Annotated in this window: 18 protein-coding genes; 15 read left to right on the top strand and 3 right to left on the bottom strand. The window is 36.3% G+C overall.

What is annotated here, in order from left to right; genetic code table 11:
- Positions 1-22: 22 nt before the first annotated feature.
- The 11 genes from atpD to AB2Q86_RS13105 all read left to right on the top strand — a co-directional run bounded on the left by atpD (position 23) and on the right by AB2Q86_RS13105 (position 10190).
- Entirely contained in the window at positions 23-1444 is a 1422-nt protein-coding gene (gene atpD / locus AB2Q86_RS13155; RefSeq protein ID WP_003723462.1) for a F0F1 ATP synthase subunit beta, read from the top strand.
- Positions 1445-1465: 21 nt separating this feature from the next.
- On the top strand, positions 1466-1870 hold the full coding sequence (locus AB2Q86_RS13150) for a F0F1 ATP synthase subunit epsilon (RefSeq protein WP_003729247.1): 405 nt from the start codon (positions 1466-1468) through the stop codon (positions 1868-1870).
- A gap of 121 nt (positions 1871-1991) precedes the next feature.
- Complete coding sequence (locus tag AB2Q86_RS13145; RefSeq protein WP_003729246.1) at positions 1992-2228, top strand: DUF1146 family protein; 237 nt, start codon at positions 1992-1994, stop codon at positions 2226-2228.
- 181 nt (positions 2229-2409) lie between these two features.
- Positions 2410-3702 (top strand): UDP-N-acetylglucosamine 1-carboxyvinyltransferase, encoded by a 1293-nt coding sequence (gene murA, locus AB2Q86_RS13140; RefSeq protein ID WP_003729245.1) that lies wholly within the window; start codon positions 2410-2412, stop codon positions 3700-3702.
- Positions 3703-3864: 162 nt separating this feature from the next.
- Positions 3865-4860, top strand: a complete 996-nt coding sequence (mreB, locus tag AB2Q86_RS13135; RefSeq protein ID WP_003729244.1) for a rod shape-determining protein MreB — start codon at positions 3865-3867, stop codon at positions 4858-4860.
- Positions 4861-4881: 21 nt separating this feature from the next.
- Positions 4882-5316, top strand: coding sequence for a 3-hydroxyacyl-ACP dehydratase FabZ (gene fabZ, locus AB2Q86_RS13130; protein ID WP_012580745.1), 435 nt, complete (start codon positions 4882-4884; stop codon positions 5314-5316).
- Positions 5317-5567: 251 nt separating this feature from the next.
- The gene (locus tag AB2Q86_RS13125; protein ID WP_003729242.1) at positions 5568-5933 is read left to right on the top strand and encodes a single-stranded DNA-binding protein; all 366 of its coding nucleotides are present in this window, start codon (positions 5568-5570) and stop codon (positions 5931-5933) included.
- 389 nt (positions 5934-6322) lie between these two features.
- Positions 6323-7144: a resuscitation-promoting factor gene (locus AB2Q86_RS13120; RefSeq protein WP_012580746.1), complete on the top strand. Its 822-nt coding sequence runs from the start codon at positions 6323-6325 to the stop codon at positions 7142-7144.
- A 126-nt stretch (positions 7145-7270) separates the two neighbouring features.
- Positions 7271-8005 (top strand): WecB/TagA/CpsF family glycosyltransferase, encoded by a 735-nt coding sequence (locus AB2Q86_RS13115; protein WP_014589132.1) that lies wholly within the window; start codon positions 7271-7273, stop codon positions 8003-8005.
- On the top strand, positions 8006-9130 hold the full coding sequence (menC, locus tag AB2Q86_RS13110; RefSeq protein WP_012580749.1) for an o-succinylbenzoate synthase: 1125 nt from the start codon (positions 8006-8008) through the stop codon (positions 9128-9130).
- Positions 9131-9137: 7 nt separating this feature from the next.
- On the top strand, positions 9138-10190 hold the full coding sequence (locus tag AB2Q86_RS13105; RefSeq protein ID WP_014589131.1) for a glycosyltransferase family 4 protein: 1053 nt from the start codon (positions 9138-9140) through the stop codon (positions 10188-10190).
- 38 nt (positions 10191-10228) lie between these two features.
- On the opposite strand, the gene AB2Q86_RS13100 is transcribed toward AB2Q86_RS13105, so the two are convergent.
- The 3 genes from AB2Q86_RS13100 to AB2Q86_RS13090 all read right to left on the bottom strand — a co-directional run bounded on the left by AB2Q86_RS13100 (position 10229) and on the right by AB2Q86_RS13090 (position 12645).
- Positions 10229-11287, bottom strand: a complete 1059-nt coding sequence (locus AB2Q86_RS13100) for an LCP family protein (RefSeq protein ID WP_012580751.1) — start codon at positions 11285-11287, stop codon at positions 10229-10231.
- Between the two features lie 175 nt (positions 11288-11462).
- Entirely contained in the window at positions 11463-12008 is a 546-nt protein-coding gene (locus AB2Q86_RS13095; protein ID WP_012580752.1) for a GNAT family N-acetyltransferase, read from the bottom strand.
- Position 12009: 1 nt separating this feature from the next.
- Positions 12010-12645 (bottom strand): YigZ family protein, encoded by a 636-nt coding sequence (locus AB2Q86_RS13090; protein WP_003729235.1) that lies wholly within the window; start codon positions 12643-12645, stop codon positions 12010-12012.
- 384 nt (positions 12646-13029) lie between these two features.
- Between AB2Q86_RS13090 and degU the strand changes: the two genes are divergently transcribed.
- The 4 genes from degU (at position 13030) to AB2Q86_RS13070 (ending at position 16752) form a co-directional block, all read left to right on the top strand.
- Positions 13030-13716 (top strand): two-component system response regulator DegU, encoded by a 687-nt coding sequence (gene degU / locus AB2Q86_RS13085; protein WP_003722647.1) that lies wholly within the window; start codon positions 13030-13032, stop codon positions 13714-13716.
- Positions 13717-13736: 20 nt separating this feature from the next.
- Positions 13737-14588, top strand: coding sequence for a DegV family protein (locus tag AB2Q86_RS13080; RefSeq protein WP_012580753.1), 852 nt, complete (start codon positions 13737-13739; stop codon positions 14586-14588).
- Positions 14589-14783: 195 nt separating this feature from the next.
- On the top strand, positions 14784-16103 hold the full coding sequence (locus AB2Q86_RS13075) for a DEAD/DEAH box helicase (protein WP_012580754.1): 1320 nt from the start codon (positions 14784-14786) through the stop codon (positions 16101-16103).
- Positions 16096-16752: a ComF family protein gene (locus tag AB2Q86_RS13070; RefSeq protein ID WP_012580755.1), complete on the top strand. Its 657-nt coding sequence runs from the start codon at positions 16096-16098 to the stop codon at positions 16750-16752. The genes AB2Q86_RS13075 and AB2Q86_RS13070 overlap by 8 nt, the downstream gene beginning before the upstream one ends.
- The last annotated feature ends 55 nt before the right edge of the window (positions 16753-16807 follow it).

Below are 16807 nucleotides of genomic sequence, written 5' to 3'. Positions count from 1 at the left end.
GTAAGTGAGGAGGAATAATTGCATGTCTAAAGGACAAGTAATCCAAGTTATGGGTCCAGTTGTAGACGTTAAATTTGAAGGTGGAAACTTACCTGAAATCTACAATGCCCTAGTTATTGAATATAAATCTGATGCAGAAGAAGCACCAACTAGCCAACTTACTTTAGAAGTAGCCATCCAATTAGGTGATGACGTTGTACGTACAATCGCAATGGCATCAACAGATGGCGTTCAAAGAGGTATGGAAGTTATTGATACTGGGAGCCCAATTACAGTTCCTGTAGGTACAGTAACTCTTGGTCGTGTATTTAATGTATTAGGAAACACCATCGATTTGGACGAACCACTTCCAAGCGATATTAAACGTAATAAAATTCACCGTGAAGCTCCAACTTTCGATCAATTAGCAACAACAACAGAAATCCTTGAAACAGGAATTAAAGTAGTTGACTTGTTAGCGCCATACCTAAAAGGTGGTAAAATTGGATTGTTCGGTGGTGCCGGTGTTGGTAAAACCGTTCTAATTCAAGAGCTTATCCATAATATCGCACAAGAACATGGTGGTATTTCTGTGTTCGCGGGCGTTGGAGAACGTACTCGTGAAGGTAACGACCTTTACTTTGAAATGAAAGATTCAGGCGTTATTGAAAAAACAGCGATGGTATTCGGTCAAATGAACGAGCCACCAGGTGCGCGTATGCGTGTTGCCTTAACTGGTCTAACAATTGCTGAATATTTCCGTGATGAAGAACATCAAGACGTACTTTTATTCATTGATAACATTTTCCGTTTCACACAAGCTGGTTCAGAGGTTTCGGCTTTACTAGGTCGTATGCCATCTGCGGTAGGTTACCAACCAACCCTAGCTACTGAAATGGGTCAATTACAAGAACGTATTACATCTACTAACGTTGGATCCGTTACTTCTATCCAAGCGATTTATGTACCAGCCGATGACTATACTGACCCGGCTCCGGCTACAACTTTCGCCCATCTAGATGCAACAACTAACTTGGAACGTAAATTAACGGAACAAGGTATTTATCCAGCGGTAGATCCACTTGCTTCTACATCACGTGCGCTTTCTCCTGATATCGTTGGAGAAGAACACTATGCAGTAGCAACGGAAGTACAACGTTTATTACAAAGATATAAAGAATTACAAGATATCATCGCAATCTTAGGTATGGATGAGTTATCTGACGAAGATAAACAATCCGTTTCCCGTGCGCGTCGTGTGCAATTCTTCTTATCACAAAATTTCCACGTTGCAGAACAATTTACAGGTCAAAAAGGTTCTTATGTTCCTGTTAAAGAAACAGTTAAAGGGTTCAAAGACCTATTAGCTGGAAAATACGACCATATTCCTGAAGATGCATTCCGTTCAGTTGGACGCATTGAGGATGTTCTTGAAAAAGCAAAAGACATGGGCGTTGAAGTCTGATAAAAACAGGAGGAAATACGTATGGGTTCATTAAATGTTAGTATTGTTACTCCAGACGGCCCTGTTTATGAAGGCGTTGCTCAAATGGTTATTGCTAGAACAAAAGCAGGTGAACTCGGTATTTTACCTGGCCATGTTCCACTAGTTGCTCCACTTAAAATCGACATCGTTCGTTTAAAAGTTGAGTCTGGTGAGGAATGGGTCGCTGTCAATGGTGGCTTTATGGAAGTAAACGGTGAAGAAGTTAATATTCTCGCGGATACTGCTGAACGCGAACAAGATATTGATATTGATCGCGCCGAAAAAGCAAAACAACGTGCAGAAGAAGAACTTAGCCGAGCAAAAGAACAAAAAGTGGATGAAGTGTTAGCGCAATTAGCACTACAAAGAGCTATCAACCGAATTCACGCAAAAGAACATAATTAATAATTATATTACTCCCTGATCATAGTATCAGGGAGTTTTTGTATGCTTATAAGTGTATTAACTGTTTTTTCCTAACAGTATTTGTTAAAATGAGGAGTAGCGAAATATGAGGAGCGAACGCATGTATAATATTATTATGGAATCACCATATGTCATCATCATTTCCCATTTACTATTTATAGTTATTACTTTTTGGGCACTGCAAGCCATTAATTATGAGAAGTTCATCAAGAAAAATCATGTAACTCAAGCTAGATTGTTATTCGTGATTATTTCGATTGTATTAGGTTATACATTAAGCAATTTTTTCTTAGATTATTTAGCAGCTTCTAAACAGTTAATTAACTTTTTTGGTTAGAAAAAGGTATTGTAGTAGGAAAAAATTAATAGAAGCTTATAACAACTTTAATATTACGTTAAAATCAGTTGATATTTTAGGGTGATAAGTGGTAGAATTACTTAGATATGTTTTAAATTTAAATTTTGATTAATAAAATTCGATAAATGATTTAGTTATTAGTAACGCGGAGGGGTTCTTTTTGGAAAAAATTATTGTACGCGGTGGAAAACAGTTAAATGGTTCTGTAAAAATGGAAGGTGCCAAAAATGCTGTATTACCGGTAATAGCTGCTACATTACTTGCGAGTAAAGGTACTAGCGTATTAAAAAATGTCCCAAATTTGTCTGATGTATTCACAATTAATGAGGTTCTTAAATATCTAAATGCAGATGTTTCTTTTGTAAATGATGAAGTAACAGTTGATGCAACAGGAGAAATCACTTCTGATGCACCTTTTGAGTACGTTCGTAAAATGCGTGCTTCTATTGTTGTCATGGGACCACTTTTAGCTCGTACTGGTTCAGCACGTGTAGCTTTACCTGGTGGATGTGCAATTGGTTCTAGACCCGTTGATTTACATTTAAAAGGTTTTGAAGCAATGGGCGCAGTAGTGAAAATTGAAAATGGTTATATTGAAGCAACTGCCGAAAAATTAGTAGGTGCAAAAGTATACTTAGATTTCCCAAGTGTTGGTGCAACGCAAAATATTATGATGGCTGCGACCCTTGCAGAAGGTACTACAGTCATTGAAAACGTTGCTCGCGAACCTGAAATTGTTGACTTAGCAAACTTCCTTAACCAAATGGGTGCACGAGTTATTGGTGCGGGAACAGAAGTAATTCGTATTGAAGGCGTTAAAGAACTAACTGCTACTGAACATTCTATTATTCCAGACCGTATTGAAGCAGGAACATTTATGATTGCTGCTGCGATTACTGGAGGAAATGTCTTAATTGAAGATGCAGTTCCTGAACATATTAGTTCGTTAATTGCTAAACTTGAAGAAATGGGCGTTCAAATTATCGAAGAAGAGAACGGAATTCGTGTAATTGGCCCTGATAAATTAAAAGCTGTCGATGTTAAAACGATGCCACATCCAGGATTCCCAACGGATATGCAATCGCAAATGATGGTTATTCAAATGTTGAGTGAAGGTACAAGCATTATGACAGAAACTGTTTTTGAAAATCGTTTTATGCATGTAGAAGAAATGCGTAGAATGAATGCTGACATGAAAATTGAAGGACATTCTGTTATTATTTCTGGTCCAGCTAAACTACAAGGAGCAGAAGTTGCAGCAACAGATTTACGTGCAGCAGCAGCGCTTATTCTTGCTGGTTTGGTTGCAGATGGTTATACACAAGTTACGGAATTAAAATATCTTGATCGTGGATACAATAATTTCCACGGAAAACTACAAGCGCTTGGTGCGGATGTAGAACGTGTAGATGATTCCAAAATTGATGTAACAAATTTAGCATCATTATTCTAATTTTAAATGTTAAAAACCGTATCTTTCTGATGCGGTTTTTTTATTTGACGTGAAAAAATCTATGTTGTCATAAAATATACATTTCAGCCTTACATAAATTATGCTATAATTCAGAATGAGATGTAAAATTAGGTGTACACCACGAAAGGAGTTAAAATGTAAATGGCAAAAGATGTTGGTATCGATTTAGGTACAGCCAATGTATTAATTCATGTTAAAGGAAGAGGAATCGTCGTTAATGAACCGGCAGTTGTCGCTATTAACAATAAGACGGGACAAGTTTTAGCTGTTGGAGCAGAAGCAAGAGATATGGTTGGTAGAACTCCAGGAGACATTACAGCAATTAAACCTATGAAAGATGGGGTTATCGCTGACTTTGATATTGTTCAAGAAATGCTACGCTTCTTCATCCAAAAGTTAAATTTAAAAACCTTTTTTTCACGGCCACGTATTTTAATTTGTTGTCCAACAAATATTACTTCTGTCGAGCAAAAAGCAATTCGCGAAGTTGCTGAAAAAAGTGGTGGAAAACAAGTATTCTTAGAAGAAGAACCTAAAGTTGCGGCAATTGGTGCTGGAATGGATATTTTTGAGCCTTCTGGTAACATGATTATTGATATTGGTGGCGGTACTGCAGATGTTGCTGTACTTTCCATGGGTGATATCGTAACTAGCCAATCAGTGAAAGTCGCTGGTAACAAATGGGACACAGATATCTTAAATTATGTTAAACGTAAATATAATGTACTTATTGGTGAAAGAACAGCTGAAAATATTAAAGTAACAATCGGTACTGCAAATCAAGGCGCTAAAGAAGAAAAAATGGAAATTCGTGGTAGAGATTTAGTGAGCGGCTTACCAAAAACAATTTCTATTACAAGTTCTGAAGTAGAAGAAGCGATTCACGATTCATTACACCTAATGGTACTAGCTGCTAAACAAGTCTTGGAACAAACACCTCCAGAGCTTTCAGCAGATATTATTGATAGAGGAATTATCATGACAGGCGGCGGTTCGTTGCTACACGGTTTAGATGAGTTAATGTCTGAACAATTGAAAGTTCCAGTTTTAATTACAGAGAATCCTTTAGATGTAGTAGCACTTGGTACTGGCATTTTACTTGACTCACTTACAAATAAAAAACGTAATAGATTCTAAAGTTGAATTTGGGGGATGTACATGTTAGATATTAAGAAAATCAAAGAAATTTTGCCTCATCGTTATCCATTTTTGTTAGTAGATAGAGTTATTTCTGTTGAAGACGGTAAAAAAGTTACTGCTATTAAAAACGTTACAGCAAACGAAGAATTTTTTAATGGACACTTTCCTGAGTATCCTGTAATGCCAGGCGTATTAATAGTAGAAGCTTTAGCGCAAACAAGTGGGATTGCAATGATGCAAAATGAAGCTAATAAAGGCAAGATTGGTTTATTTGCTGGGATTGATGGTTGTCGTTTTAAACGCCAAGTTGTTCCAGGTGATCAATTACTCCTTGAAGCTGAGATTACTCGTATGAGAGGCGCAATTGCAAAAGCAAAAGTTAAAGCAACAGTAGAAGGCGATTTGGTTTGTGAAGCTGAAATTATGTTCGCTCTATCAGACCTACCTAAATAAAATGATTGGCACTGAAGCCCAAATGGGTTTTAGTGCTTTTTTCATGTTCTCAGAATAGCATCAGTTTAAAAAAGTTTCAAAGACGTAAAATAGTATTTTGAGCTGATTTGCTCCCTTAAAATGCTATTTTTCTCTTAGTTAAAAGTAGCATTTTGGACACTATACCTATGGTGAAAATGCAGTTTTAGCTATTTTACAATAAAATTTTTATCTAATATAATCGCTATACACCAAAAGAAAGAGGCGATTACATGATTAATCAAGTAACTTTAGTAGGCAGATTAACAAAGGAACCAGAATTGAAGTGGACTACGGAGGACAGAGCCGTGTTGAACTTAACACTTGCTTTAAATCGTTTTGGTAAAAATAAACGGATAGATAATGATGCTGATTTTATTCAATGCGTGATTTGGGGTAAAAGAGCAGAAGCCACTGCAGAATTCTGTAGTAAAGGACAATTAGTAGGAGTTGTTGGTGAGCTGCAGTCGCGCAATTATCTTAATAAAGAAGAACAGAAAATCTATATTACTGAGGTTTTAGTCCACCAGATTCGTTATCTCTCTAGTAGAAATAAAGATGAAAGAGTAATTAATATCCCACAAGAAGAGGATGAATAATGTAATATTTTGTTATAAAGAGCCGTATTTCATAATGGTTTTCAAAGAATCCTGCTTAAATAACAGCAAAAAGGGAAAATTAATGCTTCTAATTGTAATGGAAAAATTTTCCAATTCTTACTAGTTTACAATTTTAGTTCACTTATTGAATGATTTAGAAGGCTTTTACTAAGAGCTTAAACCATCACAGTGAGCTTTGTTAACACGAGTTTGCTAGAAATAAAACCTGTAGTAATGAGAAATCAGACAATAAAGGCAATTTACAAATATTGCAGGAAAACGGATACTATTTGAACGCGTGTCATACATGCTTAATTTTTTAGTAACCAAGCTGCTAGTTTCGTATGGTACGATTATTCTCGAAAGTTATCAAGGAGGGAAATAATTACATGAAAAAAACAGTAGTAGCCATTGCGGCTGGTTTAATTATTGCAGGATCTGGTTCAACTCAAGCTTTTGCAGCTGAGTATAAAGTGCAAGATGGTGATTCACTATGGAAAATCTCAAATGAAAATAATGTCTCTATAAAACAATTGAAAGAAGATAACAATTTGAGTTCTGACATTATTTTTCCGAACCAAACATTGCAAGTAAATGGTAGTGAGAAAAAAGCAACTACTAATAACAATTCTGAATACACAGTTGTTGCAGGAGACACACTTGGACACATCGCCATTGATAATGGTGTAACAGTTAACCAATTAAAATCTTGGAATAATCTTTCTTCTGATTTAATAATAGTTGGTCAAAAATTATCTATTGGTAATAAAGTAGAAGCAAGTGAAAATAATGCAACAGCCAATAATTCAGCTAATAATAAAGTAACAGAGCAACCGAAAGAAGAAAAAGCAGCTCCAGCAACTCAAAAATCAACTTCTTCTAATGAAGCTTCTTCAAACAGTTCTTCATCAGCACAAGGGAATGTTTCAAAAGAGTTAACTGTAACTGCAACAGCATACAGTAAATCTGAGCCTGGAATGAGTCATATGACAGCGACTGGAATTGATTTAAATGATAATTCACGCGTAATTGCAGTTGATCCATCTGTTATTCCTTTAGGTTCAAAAGTTTATGTTGAAGGTTACGGACAAGCAATTGCAGCCGACACTGGTGGTGCGATTAAAGGAAATAAAATTGATGTACACTTAAACTCAGTACAAGAAGTTAATAACTGGGGCGTAAAACAAGTCAAAGTACAAATTTTAGATTAATTCGTTCCATATCGAAAGACTGCAAATGGCGTAATGCTATTTGCAGTCTTTTTTATACATTAAAAATAGGAAGCATCCTTATTTTATGATAAACTTATACATAATAAAGTTTTATAGGAGATACATATGAATAAGCAGGAAATTTCAATTTTAAATATACCTTTTTATAATACGACACAGGCGGGATTTGTGGAGGAGCTTTATACAGTAGCGAAGGACGGGGGGCGCCGTTTTGTTGTGACAGCGAATCCGGAAATTGTTATGCATGCTCGTACGGATAAGGAGTTCGAAGCAATTTTACGGCAAGCTGATTATATTGTTCCTGATGGTATTGGAATTATAATGGCGTCGGAAAAGCTGGGGGAGCCTTTAACAGAACGAGTTACTGGTTATGATACGATGGTTGGTTTATTAAATAAGCCATTACGCTGTTATTTTTTAGGTGCAAAACCAGAAATTAGTAAAGTTGTTGAGTCAAAAGTAAACGAAAAATTTCCACAAGCCGTTGTTTGCGGGGTTCATCATGGTTATTTTGATGTATTGGAAAGTGAAATGATAGCCAAGGAAATACTCCTAGCGAAACCAGATGTCATTTTTGTGGCTCTAGGTTCTCCTGCGCAAGAAAAGTGGATTTTGTCTCAAATTGCTAATTTTGAAAAAGGGATTTTTATTGGAGTAGGTGGCAGTTTCGATGTTTTAACAGACAATGTAAAACGCGCGCCGAAAATATGGATAAAATTAAGATTGGAATGGGTATATAGACTTCTTTCTAATCCCTCTAGATGGAGACGTTTTTTTGCAATACCTCAATTTATGCTTGCCATTAGAAAAGAGCGCAAGCGTTTGAAAAAGGGTGAGTAAATGTATTTTCGAGAAGCAAGACTAATTCATGCAGAGCTACCACTCATTACTCCGTTCAAAACAAGTTATGGAGAATTGAAGAGTAAGGATTTTTATATTATTGAATTAGTGAATGAGAATGGTGTATGTGGTTACGGAGAGTTGGAAGCTTTTCCTTTACCTGATTATACAGAAGAGACGCTAGACACTGCTATTTCTATTGTGAGACAGCATTTACTTCCACTTCTTGCGCAAAAAGAAATTCATGCTCCTGAAGATATTCATCAGATGTTTAGTTGGATTCAAGGTAATGAAATGGCGAAAGCTGCTGTGGAACTTGCTGTTTGGGATGTGTTTGCAAAAAGTGAAATGTGTTCATTAGCTAAAATGATTGGTGCAGAAAAAGATTCCATTGCGGTTGGCGTAAGTGTTGGATTGCAAGAGGACACAGAAGCGCTGGTCCGGTTAGTCAGTCAATACGTGGATGCGGGTTACGAAAGAGTGAAATTAAAAATCGCGCCTAACAAAGATATTCAATTTGTAGAAGCTGTTCGAAAAAAATTTCCTAATCTAAGCTTGATGGCTGATGCGAATTCAGCGTATAATAGAGAAGATTTCTTCTTATTAAAAGAATTAGATCACTTTCATTTAGAAATGATTGAGCAGCCATTTGGAACGAAAGATTTTGTGGATCATGCTTGGCTGCAAGAAAAATTAACAACACGCATTTGTTTAGATGAGAATATTAGGTCGTTAGATGATGTAAGACAAGCGCATTTGTTAGGAAGCTGTCAGGCGGTTAATTTAAAATTAGCGCGCGTTGGTGGTATGTCTGAGGCTCTTAAGATAGCTGAGTATTGTAGTGATAATAATTTGCTAGTCTGGTGTGGAGGCATGCTTGAAGCTGGTATCGGCAGAGCACATAATATTGCACTCGCTGCAAGAGCGGAATTTACTTTTCCGGGAGATATTTCGGCATCGAATCGCTATTTTAATGAAGATATTATTTCACCAGCATTTATATTAAATCAAGGAAAAATCACTGTGCCAACCGGTCGAGGTATTGGTGTCGCACTAGATTTAGGTGTGTTACAAAAATATACTAAATCAACAGAAGGAATTTTGCTAAATAAAGGATGGAGCTGAAAAAATATTGCTAATATGGAGTATATTGATTAGCTTTGCAGTTGGTATCATTATGGTACCAATAATCAGGAAGTTTGCTTTCCGGATTAATGCGGTTGATACGCCGCGTGAACGACATAAACACACGAAAGTGACAGCCACTTTAGGTGGATTAGCTATTTTTATAAGTTTTTCAGTTGGAATGCTTTTGGCCCCAATAGATAAATCGGGTTTCTTACCAATTTATTTCGGAGCTTTAATTATTATCACGACAGGTTTTATAGATGATATTTTTGATTTATCGCCAAAATGGAAAATGCTAGGGCAAATTATAGCTGCTCTTTGCGTAACTGTTTGGGGAGATATTACTATTAATTTTATTAACGTTCCATTTTACGGACAATTGGACTTTGGTTATTTTGCCATTCCAATATCGATTATTTGGATAGTAGCAATTGTGAACGCATTAAACTTAATTGATGGTCTAGACGGTCTCGCAGGTGGTATTTCTATTATTGCTTTAATGACCATTGCAGGTATGGCTTTACTTCTGAAAGATGCATTTGTTGCTCCAGTTGCGCTAATTCTTGTAGCAGCAGTTGCAGCATTCTTGATTTATAATTTCCCGCCCGCTAGTATTTTTATGGGGGACACGGGGGCGCTATTCCTCGGTTATATGATTGCTGTTTTATCGCTGATGGGCTTTAAAAATGTTACGTTCATCTCATTATTAGTACCACTTATTATCTTGGGTGTACCTTTATCAGATACTTTTTTTGCCATTGTAAGGAGATTGAAAGAGCGGATGCCGATTTCTTCTGCGGATAGATCGCATATTCATCATAGGTTAATGGCGCTTGGATTTACAGAAAAGCAAACGGTACTACTCATTTATTGTATGGCATTACTATTTTCTATGACAGGATTTGTATTTTCATTCTCCACTGCTTGGGGAGCGATGTTGTTACTGTTATTATTAATTTTTAGTATTGAAATTATTGTGGAATTTATTGGGCTAATTGGCGAAGATTACAGACCAATCCTAAATTTACTTCAAAAAATACATCGAAAACGAAAATAAAAAGACCAACAACTAATTATTAGTTGTTGGTCTTTGTTTTAATTTGAACTGCTCGCTGTGCTAGAACTTTCGTCTGAATATGGTGTTGCACCTGGGAAAGGTTGTTTAATTCCAAGTTCATCAGCAAATTCATTTGAAATACTTTGAACGGAGCTTTCATTTAGTTTGTAGTAATAAATACCATCCATTGGATTGCTATCCCCTTTTAAGTTAAGGGATTTAATATCGATTTTATTAGTCATTCCAAATTTTGCGATAGAAAGCATTTGGTTGAAAGTTAAATTGGTTTTCATGTTATCTCCAACAACTTCAATGATATCGGAATATTTGCTTACAGAAGAAACAGATGTTGCTTCACTTACGATAGATTTAATGATTAATTGTTGTCGTTTTCCACGTTCGATATCACTATCGATGTGTCTTGTACGAGCGAGTGCTAAAGCTTGCTCTGCGTTAAGGTGTTGTGGACCTTTTTTAAGAGTGATTGCATTAGCATTGTCTTTAGAATCTTGTTCAGTGAAGTTTACTGGAACATCTACATCAATTCCGTCTAAAGCGTCAATAATTTTAAGGAATGCATCGAAGTCAAAACGAACATAGTAATCAATTGGAATCTTAAATTCTTCTTCTACTGTTTTCATTGTAAGTTCTGGACCACCGTAGGCATGAGCTGCGTTAATTTTAGTATACTTATCAATTTCTTTCGCAGAATCTTCAATATGAACATAAGAATCACGAGGGATACTTGTCATCTCTACGCGTGCATCTTTGACATTAAATGTCGCTAAGATTAGTGAGTCACTTCGAGGGTTACCATTTGCTGCCCGAGTAGTACTTGTATCAACACCAATAATTAAAATAGAGAAACTATCTTTTATAGGTTCAACGTCATTTGTTCTTAGTGTAGAGGCTTTTCCGTTTCTTACATTATCATAAGAGTTATCGGCTGCGAGTTTTGTTTTACTAAAAAGGTAAGTGCCGTATCCGACTCCTGCAAGTACTAAACACATTACAGGGATTAGAATCCAGAATAAAATTTTTCTTCTACGTTTGTATTTCTTGCTGCTTCTTCGGCTATCATCAGTGCCTTTATTCATATATTAATTCTCCTTATAGTCACTTTTCTAAGTTTTATTGTATCATTTGTTGAACTAAAGAATGTTACGCCCGATTTACGGTTTCTTTAATTTTTAAACTTTGATGTTATTATACAGAAATTACTCGAAAAAAAATACAAAAAAGATGATATCTTTCAAAAATGTAATATTTGTCCTAATTCAGTAGCATTTGATAATTACTGATTTCACAAATTTTCCCAGAATGTAAATCTAGTTCTTGCCCTGTTGTTATAAGCTCAAAACCTAGCTTTTTCAGTAGTTTGGTGGAAGCCGTATTTTCTGGTAAAACTTTGGCTGTGATCATTTTATAAGGAAGATACGGTTTTACAGTTGTTAAAAAAGTTGTCAAAATTTCAAACATAAAACCTTGGCGCCAATGACTTTTTGCTAGTTCATAGCCGATTTCAATTGTCTGGTTCGTTTTATTAATATCATTAATTCCAAGTGAACCGATGGCATGTAAAGAATCTTCCGTTGTAAAAATGGTGTATCTGCAAGCAGTCGGTTCGTTTTCGATTGCTTGAATCATTTCTTCCGCTTGTAAAATAGTTGAGAATTTTTCGATGTTCATAAACTGAGCTACCTCATCGTCAGACCAAATATCAAATAATGTAGTAGCATCTGCAATGGAAGTTTTTCTTAAAATGGTTCGTTCGGTAGAAATACTATCTGGTAATTGGATAAATATGTTTGTGGACATGCTAAGTGACATCCTTTTCTCTATATTTTTGTGGTCCCTCTTTGTATTCAAGTTGACCATTTGAAAGCTCGGTGATCCAGTTGACAAAATCTTGTAATTCATCGTTATCAACAAAAATATGAAGTACTACTTTTTCAGTGAACTCCTTTTGGTCGATTTGATATTCTTTTTGCTCAAGAGCATTTTCGATTTTCCCTAAAAGTGGATAGGCGAAAGAGCATTCAACAATAGTGGCTAATTTGCATTCGACAATACCAATTGCTTGAATAGCTTCACTAACAGCACTACCGTAAGCGCGAACTAGGCCGCCTGCACCTAATTTCGTTCCTCCAAAATAGCGAGTAACTACTGCGGCGACATTTTTTAAAGATTTCTTTTTTAAAACCTCTAGCATAGGAACGCCAGCTGTGCCACTTGGTTCTCCGTCATCATGTGCTTTTTGAAATTGGTCATTTTCTCCTATAATATAGGCAGAACAATTATGGGTAGCATCACGGTGCTCTTTTTTGATTGCTTGAATAAAGCTTTGTGCTTCATTTTCTGTAGTAACTCGCTTAATATGGCAAATAAAGCGAGATTTTTCAATAATTATTTCGTGTTTTCCATCACTATGGATGGTTAAATAATGATCCAACATAAGGAACCTCCATAAGTTGATGCATTCAGCCTGCTTTTATTTTATCCGAAAGCAAAGCGATTGTATAGATATTTTTCTAAGTGCGGTGGGTGAAGTGACGGCAAATTCGTGTTATAATAAAAACTACTATTACTTTAGACTGGTTTTCAATTACATTTTATAGGCATATAGGAGTAATTTTCTTAGGTTATAGAGTATAATTAAGTTGTAGTTTGTGTTGAAAATAGGTAAGTTTGAGTAAATAGTACTTAAAAGAGAAATGTTTAATTGCCAATTTTATGGCAGGGATTATAAGGTTAAGCGGTTTTGCTACTTAAAAAGGATGATGTTTTCGATTGCAAAGAGGCTTGGTGTAATTAGATAAGTGAAGGAGGAGTAGTCATTATGGCACTCAAAATCATGATTGTAGATGATCATCAGTTGTTTCGCGAAGGTATCAAGCGAATTTTAGAGTTGGAAGATTCTTTTGAGGTTGTAGCGGAAGCTGAAAATGGTAAGAATATCGTAGCAAAAGTTCGCGAATATAAACCAGATATTGTTTTAATGGATATTAATATGCCAACTGTGAATGGACTGGACGCAACAGAAATGTTAGTACGTCAATTTCCTAGCATTAAAGTAATCGTTTTGACTATTCATGATACAGATGAATACGTAACAGAAGCGCTTAGAGCTGGAGCAGTCGGTTATTTATTAAAAGAAATGGATGCTCATGAACTTGTAGAAGCTGTTAAAATTGTTGATAATGGAGGCGCGTATATTCATCCACGTGTAGCAATTAAATTGATTCGCGAATACCGCCATCTAGCAAGTACTAACACTTCACAAGGTGTTTATGGATATCAACAGCCAGAAGTCAAAATGCCCCTGCACATCTTAACGCATAGAGAGTGCGAAGTATTGCAACTTCTTACCGATGGGAAAAGTAACCGCGGAATTGGGGAAACACTTTTCATTAGTGAAAAAACGGTAAAAAATCATGTGAGTAGTATTTTACAAAAAATGAAAGTGAATGATAGGACTCAAGCAGTGGTAACGGCAATCAAGCACGGCTGGGTATACATTCGCTAAAGAAATCTCAGGGGGACTATATGAACGAAAAAATAGCAGTGGTTACTGACAGCACAACTTATTTGCCAGACGAAGTGAAAGAGCAGCTACGAATCAATGTCGTGCCACTTTCTGTAATAATTGATGGGAAATCTTATCGTGAAGGTGAGGAACTGTCTGCAGCCGATTTTTACCGAAAAGTAAAAGAAGCTGAGAATTTCCCAACTTCCTCTCAACCTGCCCCGGGAGAATTCATTCAATTGTTTGAACAGCTGAAAGAACAAGGTTTTGACACTGTAATTAGTATTCATCTATCCAGTGGTATTAGTGGTACTTTTCAAAATGCAGCTTCAGCAGGAGAGCTAATTGAGGGGCTTAATGTAGTTGCCTATGATTCAGAGCTTTCTTGTATGGCGCAAGGAATGTTTGCTGTTAAAGCAGCTGAAATGGCTTTAGCAAACGAACCACTAGACAAGATTATTCAAGAATTAGATAAAATAAAACAGGCGCAAGATGCTTATTTTATGGTAGATGATTTAAATAACTTACAACGTGGCGGTCGTTTGAATGGGGCACAGGCTCTTGTTGGTAGCTTGCTTCAAATCAAACCGATTCTTCATTTCAATGATAAACAAATCGTCTTATTTGAAAAAGTTCGAACGCAAAAAAAAGCATTGAAACGAATTGAAGATATTCTGCAAACAGCCATTCAAAACAAAACAGCCGAAAAAGCGTATGTCATTCACGGCAATGATCCAGAAAAAGGTGAGGCATGGCTTGCGCAATTAGAAGCAAAATTCCCAGAAGTAACATTTGAACTGAGTTACTTTGGACCAGTTATTGGAACGCACCTAGGTGAAGGCGCGCTTGGACTAACTTGGTCGATAAAATAAAGAAATCTCCAGCTTTTTAGCTGGAGATTTTTTCGTATAGGGTAAATTCGTTTTTTCAGTAGTTTGAGGTGGTGGAAAGCTGTATTTTCTCCTAGATGAAATGCTTGTTTTAGTGGTATATATCAGGTGAAAATAAGCATTTCGTTTCTGCACTAAAAAAAGAAAAAGTGTATAACTAAGGGGAGGTGAAGTTAGGTGGATATTTTCCCCGGAAGATTATACCAAGAGCGTGAAATAGAGAGTAAAGATGAATTACGGGAAATAGCGGCAATCGAGACGAATAAATGCTTTCGATGCGGGAATACCAATGCTCATTTATTTGGCAAGATGTCTTGTGCTTCATGCAAGCGAGATAATTGTATTTATTGTAGAAATTGCATAGTTATGGGCCGCGTGAATAGTTGTCAAAAACTTTACTACCAAGAAGTTAGATTATTAAAAGCGACAGAAAGAGCATTATTGCGATGGGAGGGGATTTTGTCACAAGGACAACAAAAAGCTTCAGAATCTGTGGTTGTTAGTTTAAAAGAGAAAAGTGACATGCTCCTATGGGCAGTTGCTGGATCTGGAAAAACCGAGATGATGTTTGAAGGGATGGATTGGGCTTTACGGCAAGGTTTTAGGATTTGTGTTGCTTCTCCGAGAGTGGATGTTTGTTTAGAACTTTATCCTCGTTTGCAAGCAGTTTTTCCTAGTATAGATATGATTTGCTTATATGGTGATTCAGAAGATAACTATCAAGGAGAGCAGTTTGTGATAGCGACAACCCATCAGCTTATTCGCTTTTATGAAACATTCCAAGTTATTTTTATAGATGAAGTGGATGCTTTCCCTTATGCGAAAGATCCTTTTTTAGAGTATGCAGTTAGGAAAGCCAGAACAAAAGAAGGTTCCACCATAATAATTACAGCTACACCTGAGAAAAAGTGGCAAGAAGAATGTTTAGAAGGTAAACGTAAATTCGTAAAAATCCCTGGACGATACCACCGAAAGAAATTGCCTGTACCGAGAACGTGCTGGATTGGCCCTTGGAAAAAGATGCTAGCTAAAGGCGAGATAACCCCCAAACTTATTCAATGGATGAATGGTGTAGAACAGAAAAATCAGCCAGCATTAATTTTCTTTCCAGAAATTGACGCTATGAATAAATTTGCAGAAGCATTGGAAAATAAAGGCTATGATCGCCCAGTGACAGTACATTCAGCCGATGAGTTGCGTAAAGAGAAGGTGGGGTGGCTACGAGAAGGGAAAATTAAACTATTATTAACAACAACGATTTTAGAAAGAGGCGTTACTTTTACGGATGTGCAAGTAGCAGTGTTTGGAAGTGAAGGACGCATTTTTACGGAAGCAGCTTTAGTTCAAATTTCAGGAAGGGCAGGTAGGAAATTATCTCATCCAACCGGAGATGTTTGTTTTTTTCATTACGGAAAAACGATAGAAATGAAGCGAGCCATCGCACATATACAAAAAATGAACCAACAAGGAATGATAGAAGGGATGCTAGATGATTAATTGTTTACTTTGTTTTCAGCCAATTAAGCAAGGCGCAAGTTGGGAAATAAGTTGGTTATTCAAGCAAACATCCATTTGTTGCGATGAATGTTTAGCAGGTTTTGAAAAATTAATAGGCCCACTCTGTAAAACATGTAGCAAGGAATCCTCGGATAGTATTTGTGAAGACTGCGAAAATAGAACTCGTTTTTTAGATAGCAATATATCTATATATCGCTATAATGATTTTGCCAAAGAGTATATGAAGAAGTTTAAATTTCAAGGGGATTACGAAATAGGTGCCATTTTCAAAAAGGACTTAAGCGACTTTTTAGCAGATAAGAAGGAGATAATTGTACCAATTCCAGTAAGCGAAACACGGAAATTAGAACGTGGTTTCAATCAAACAACTGCGATGTTAAAACAATCTGGCATCATCTACGAAGAACTTTTAGCCAAAAAGCATACAGAAAAGCAATCTAAAAAAACAAAAAAAGAACGATTGGCATCAGAACAAGCATTTTACTTTTCGGGCGAAGGGAATTGCGAGTTAACAGAAGTCATTCTATTTGATGATATTTATACCACTGGAAGTACACTTAACCGGGCAGCGCAAATTTTAAAAGAATCCGGAGCGAACAAGGTAAGTGCACTAACGATATTCAGATAGCTGATATTTTCTTCTAAAAGAGGTTTGCGGAAGCGGGATTAGTGGAATAAAATAC

The organism is Listeria monocytogenes (assembly GCF_041765605.1).
Classification (GTDB): Bacteria; Bacillota; Bacilli; order Lactobacillales; family Listeriaceae; genus Listeria; species Listeria monocytogenes_D.
This window is presented reverse-complemented; position numbering and strand designations above follow the sequence as displayed.

Bases quoted from the DNA above. Each gene is read 5' to 3' on its own strand.
- atpD (WP_003723462.1), top strand. From the start codon at position 23: ATGTCTAAAGGACAAGTAATCCAAGTTATGGGTCCAGTTGTAGACGTT.
- AB2Q86_RS13150 (WP_003729247.1), top strand. From the start codon at position 1,466: ATGGGTTCATTAAATGTTAGTATTGTTACTCCAGACGGCCCTGTTTAT.
- AB2Q86_RS13145 (WP_003729246.1), top strand. From the start codon at position 1,992: ATGTATAATATTATTATGGAATCACCATATGTCATCATCATTTCCCAT.
- mreB (WP_003729244.1), top strand. From the start codon at position 3,865: ATGGCAAAAGATGTTGGTATCGATTTAGGTACAGCCAATGTATTAATT.
- fabZ (WP_012580745.1), top strand. From the start codon at position 4,882: ATGTTAGATATTAAGAAAATCAAAGAAATTTTGCCTCATCGTTATCCA.
- AB2Q86_RS13125 (WP_003729242.1), top strand. From the start codon at position 5,568: ATGATTAATCAAGTAACTTTAGTAGGCAGATTAACAAAGGAACCAGAA.
- AB2Q86_RS13120 (WP_012580746.1), top strand. From the start codon at position 6,323: ATGAAAAAAACAGTAGTAGCCATTGCGGCTGGTTTAATTATTGCAGGA.
- AB2Q86_RS13115 (WP_014589132.1), top strand. From the start codon at position 7,271: ATGAATAAGCAGGAAATTTCAATTTTAAATATACCTTTTTATAATACG.
- menC (WP_012580749.1), top strand. From the start codon at position 8,006: ATGTATTTTCGAGAAGCAAGACTAATTCATGCAGAGCTACCACTCATT.
- AB2Q86_RS13100 (WP_012580751.1), bottom strand. From the start codon at position 11,287: ATGAATAAAGGCACTGATGATAGCCGAAGAAGCAGCAAGAAATACAAA.
- AB2Q86_RS13095 (WP_012580752.1), bottom strand. From the start codon at position 12,008: ATGTCCACAAACATATTTATCCAATTACCAGATAGTATTTCTACCGAA.
- AB2Q86_RS13090 (WP_003729235.1), bottom strand. From the start codon at position 12,645: ATGTTGGATCATTATTTAACCATCCATAGTGATGGAAAACACGAAATA.
- degU (WP_003722647.1), top strand. From the start codon at position 13,030: ATGGCACTCAAAATCATGATTGTAGATGATCATCAGTTGTTTCGCGAA.
- AB2Q86_RS13080 (WP_012580753.1), top strand. From the start codon at position 13,737: ATGAACGAAAAAATAGCAGTGGTTACTGACAGCACAACTTATTTGCCA.
- AB2Q86_RS13070 (WP_012580755.1), top strand. From the start codon at position 16,096: ATGATTAATTGTTTACTTTGTTTTCAGCCAATTAAGCAAGGCGCAAGT.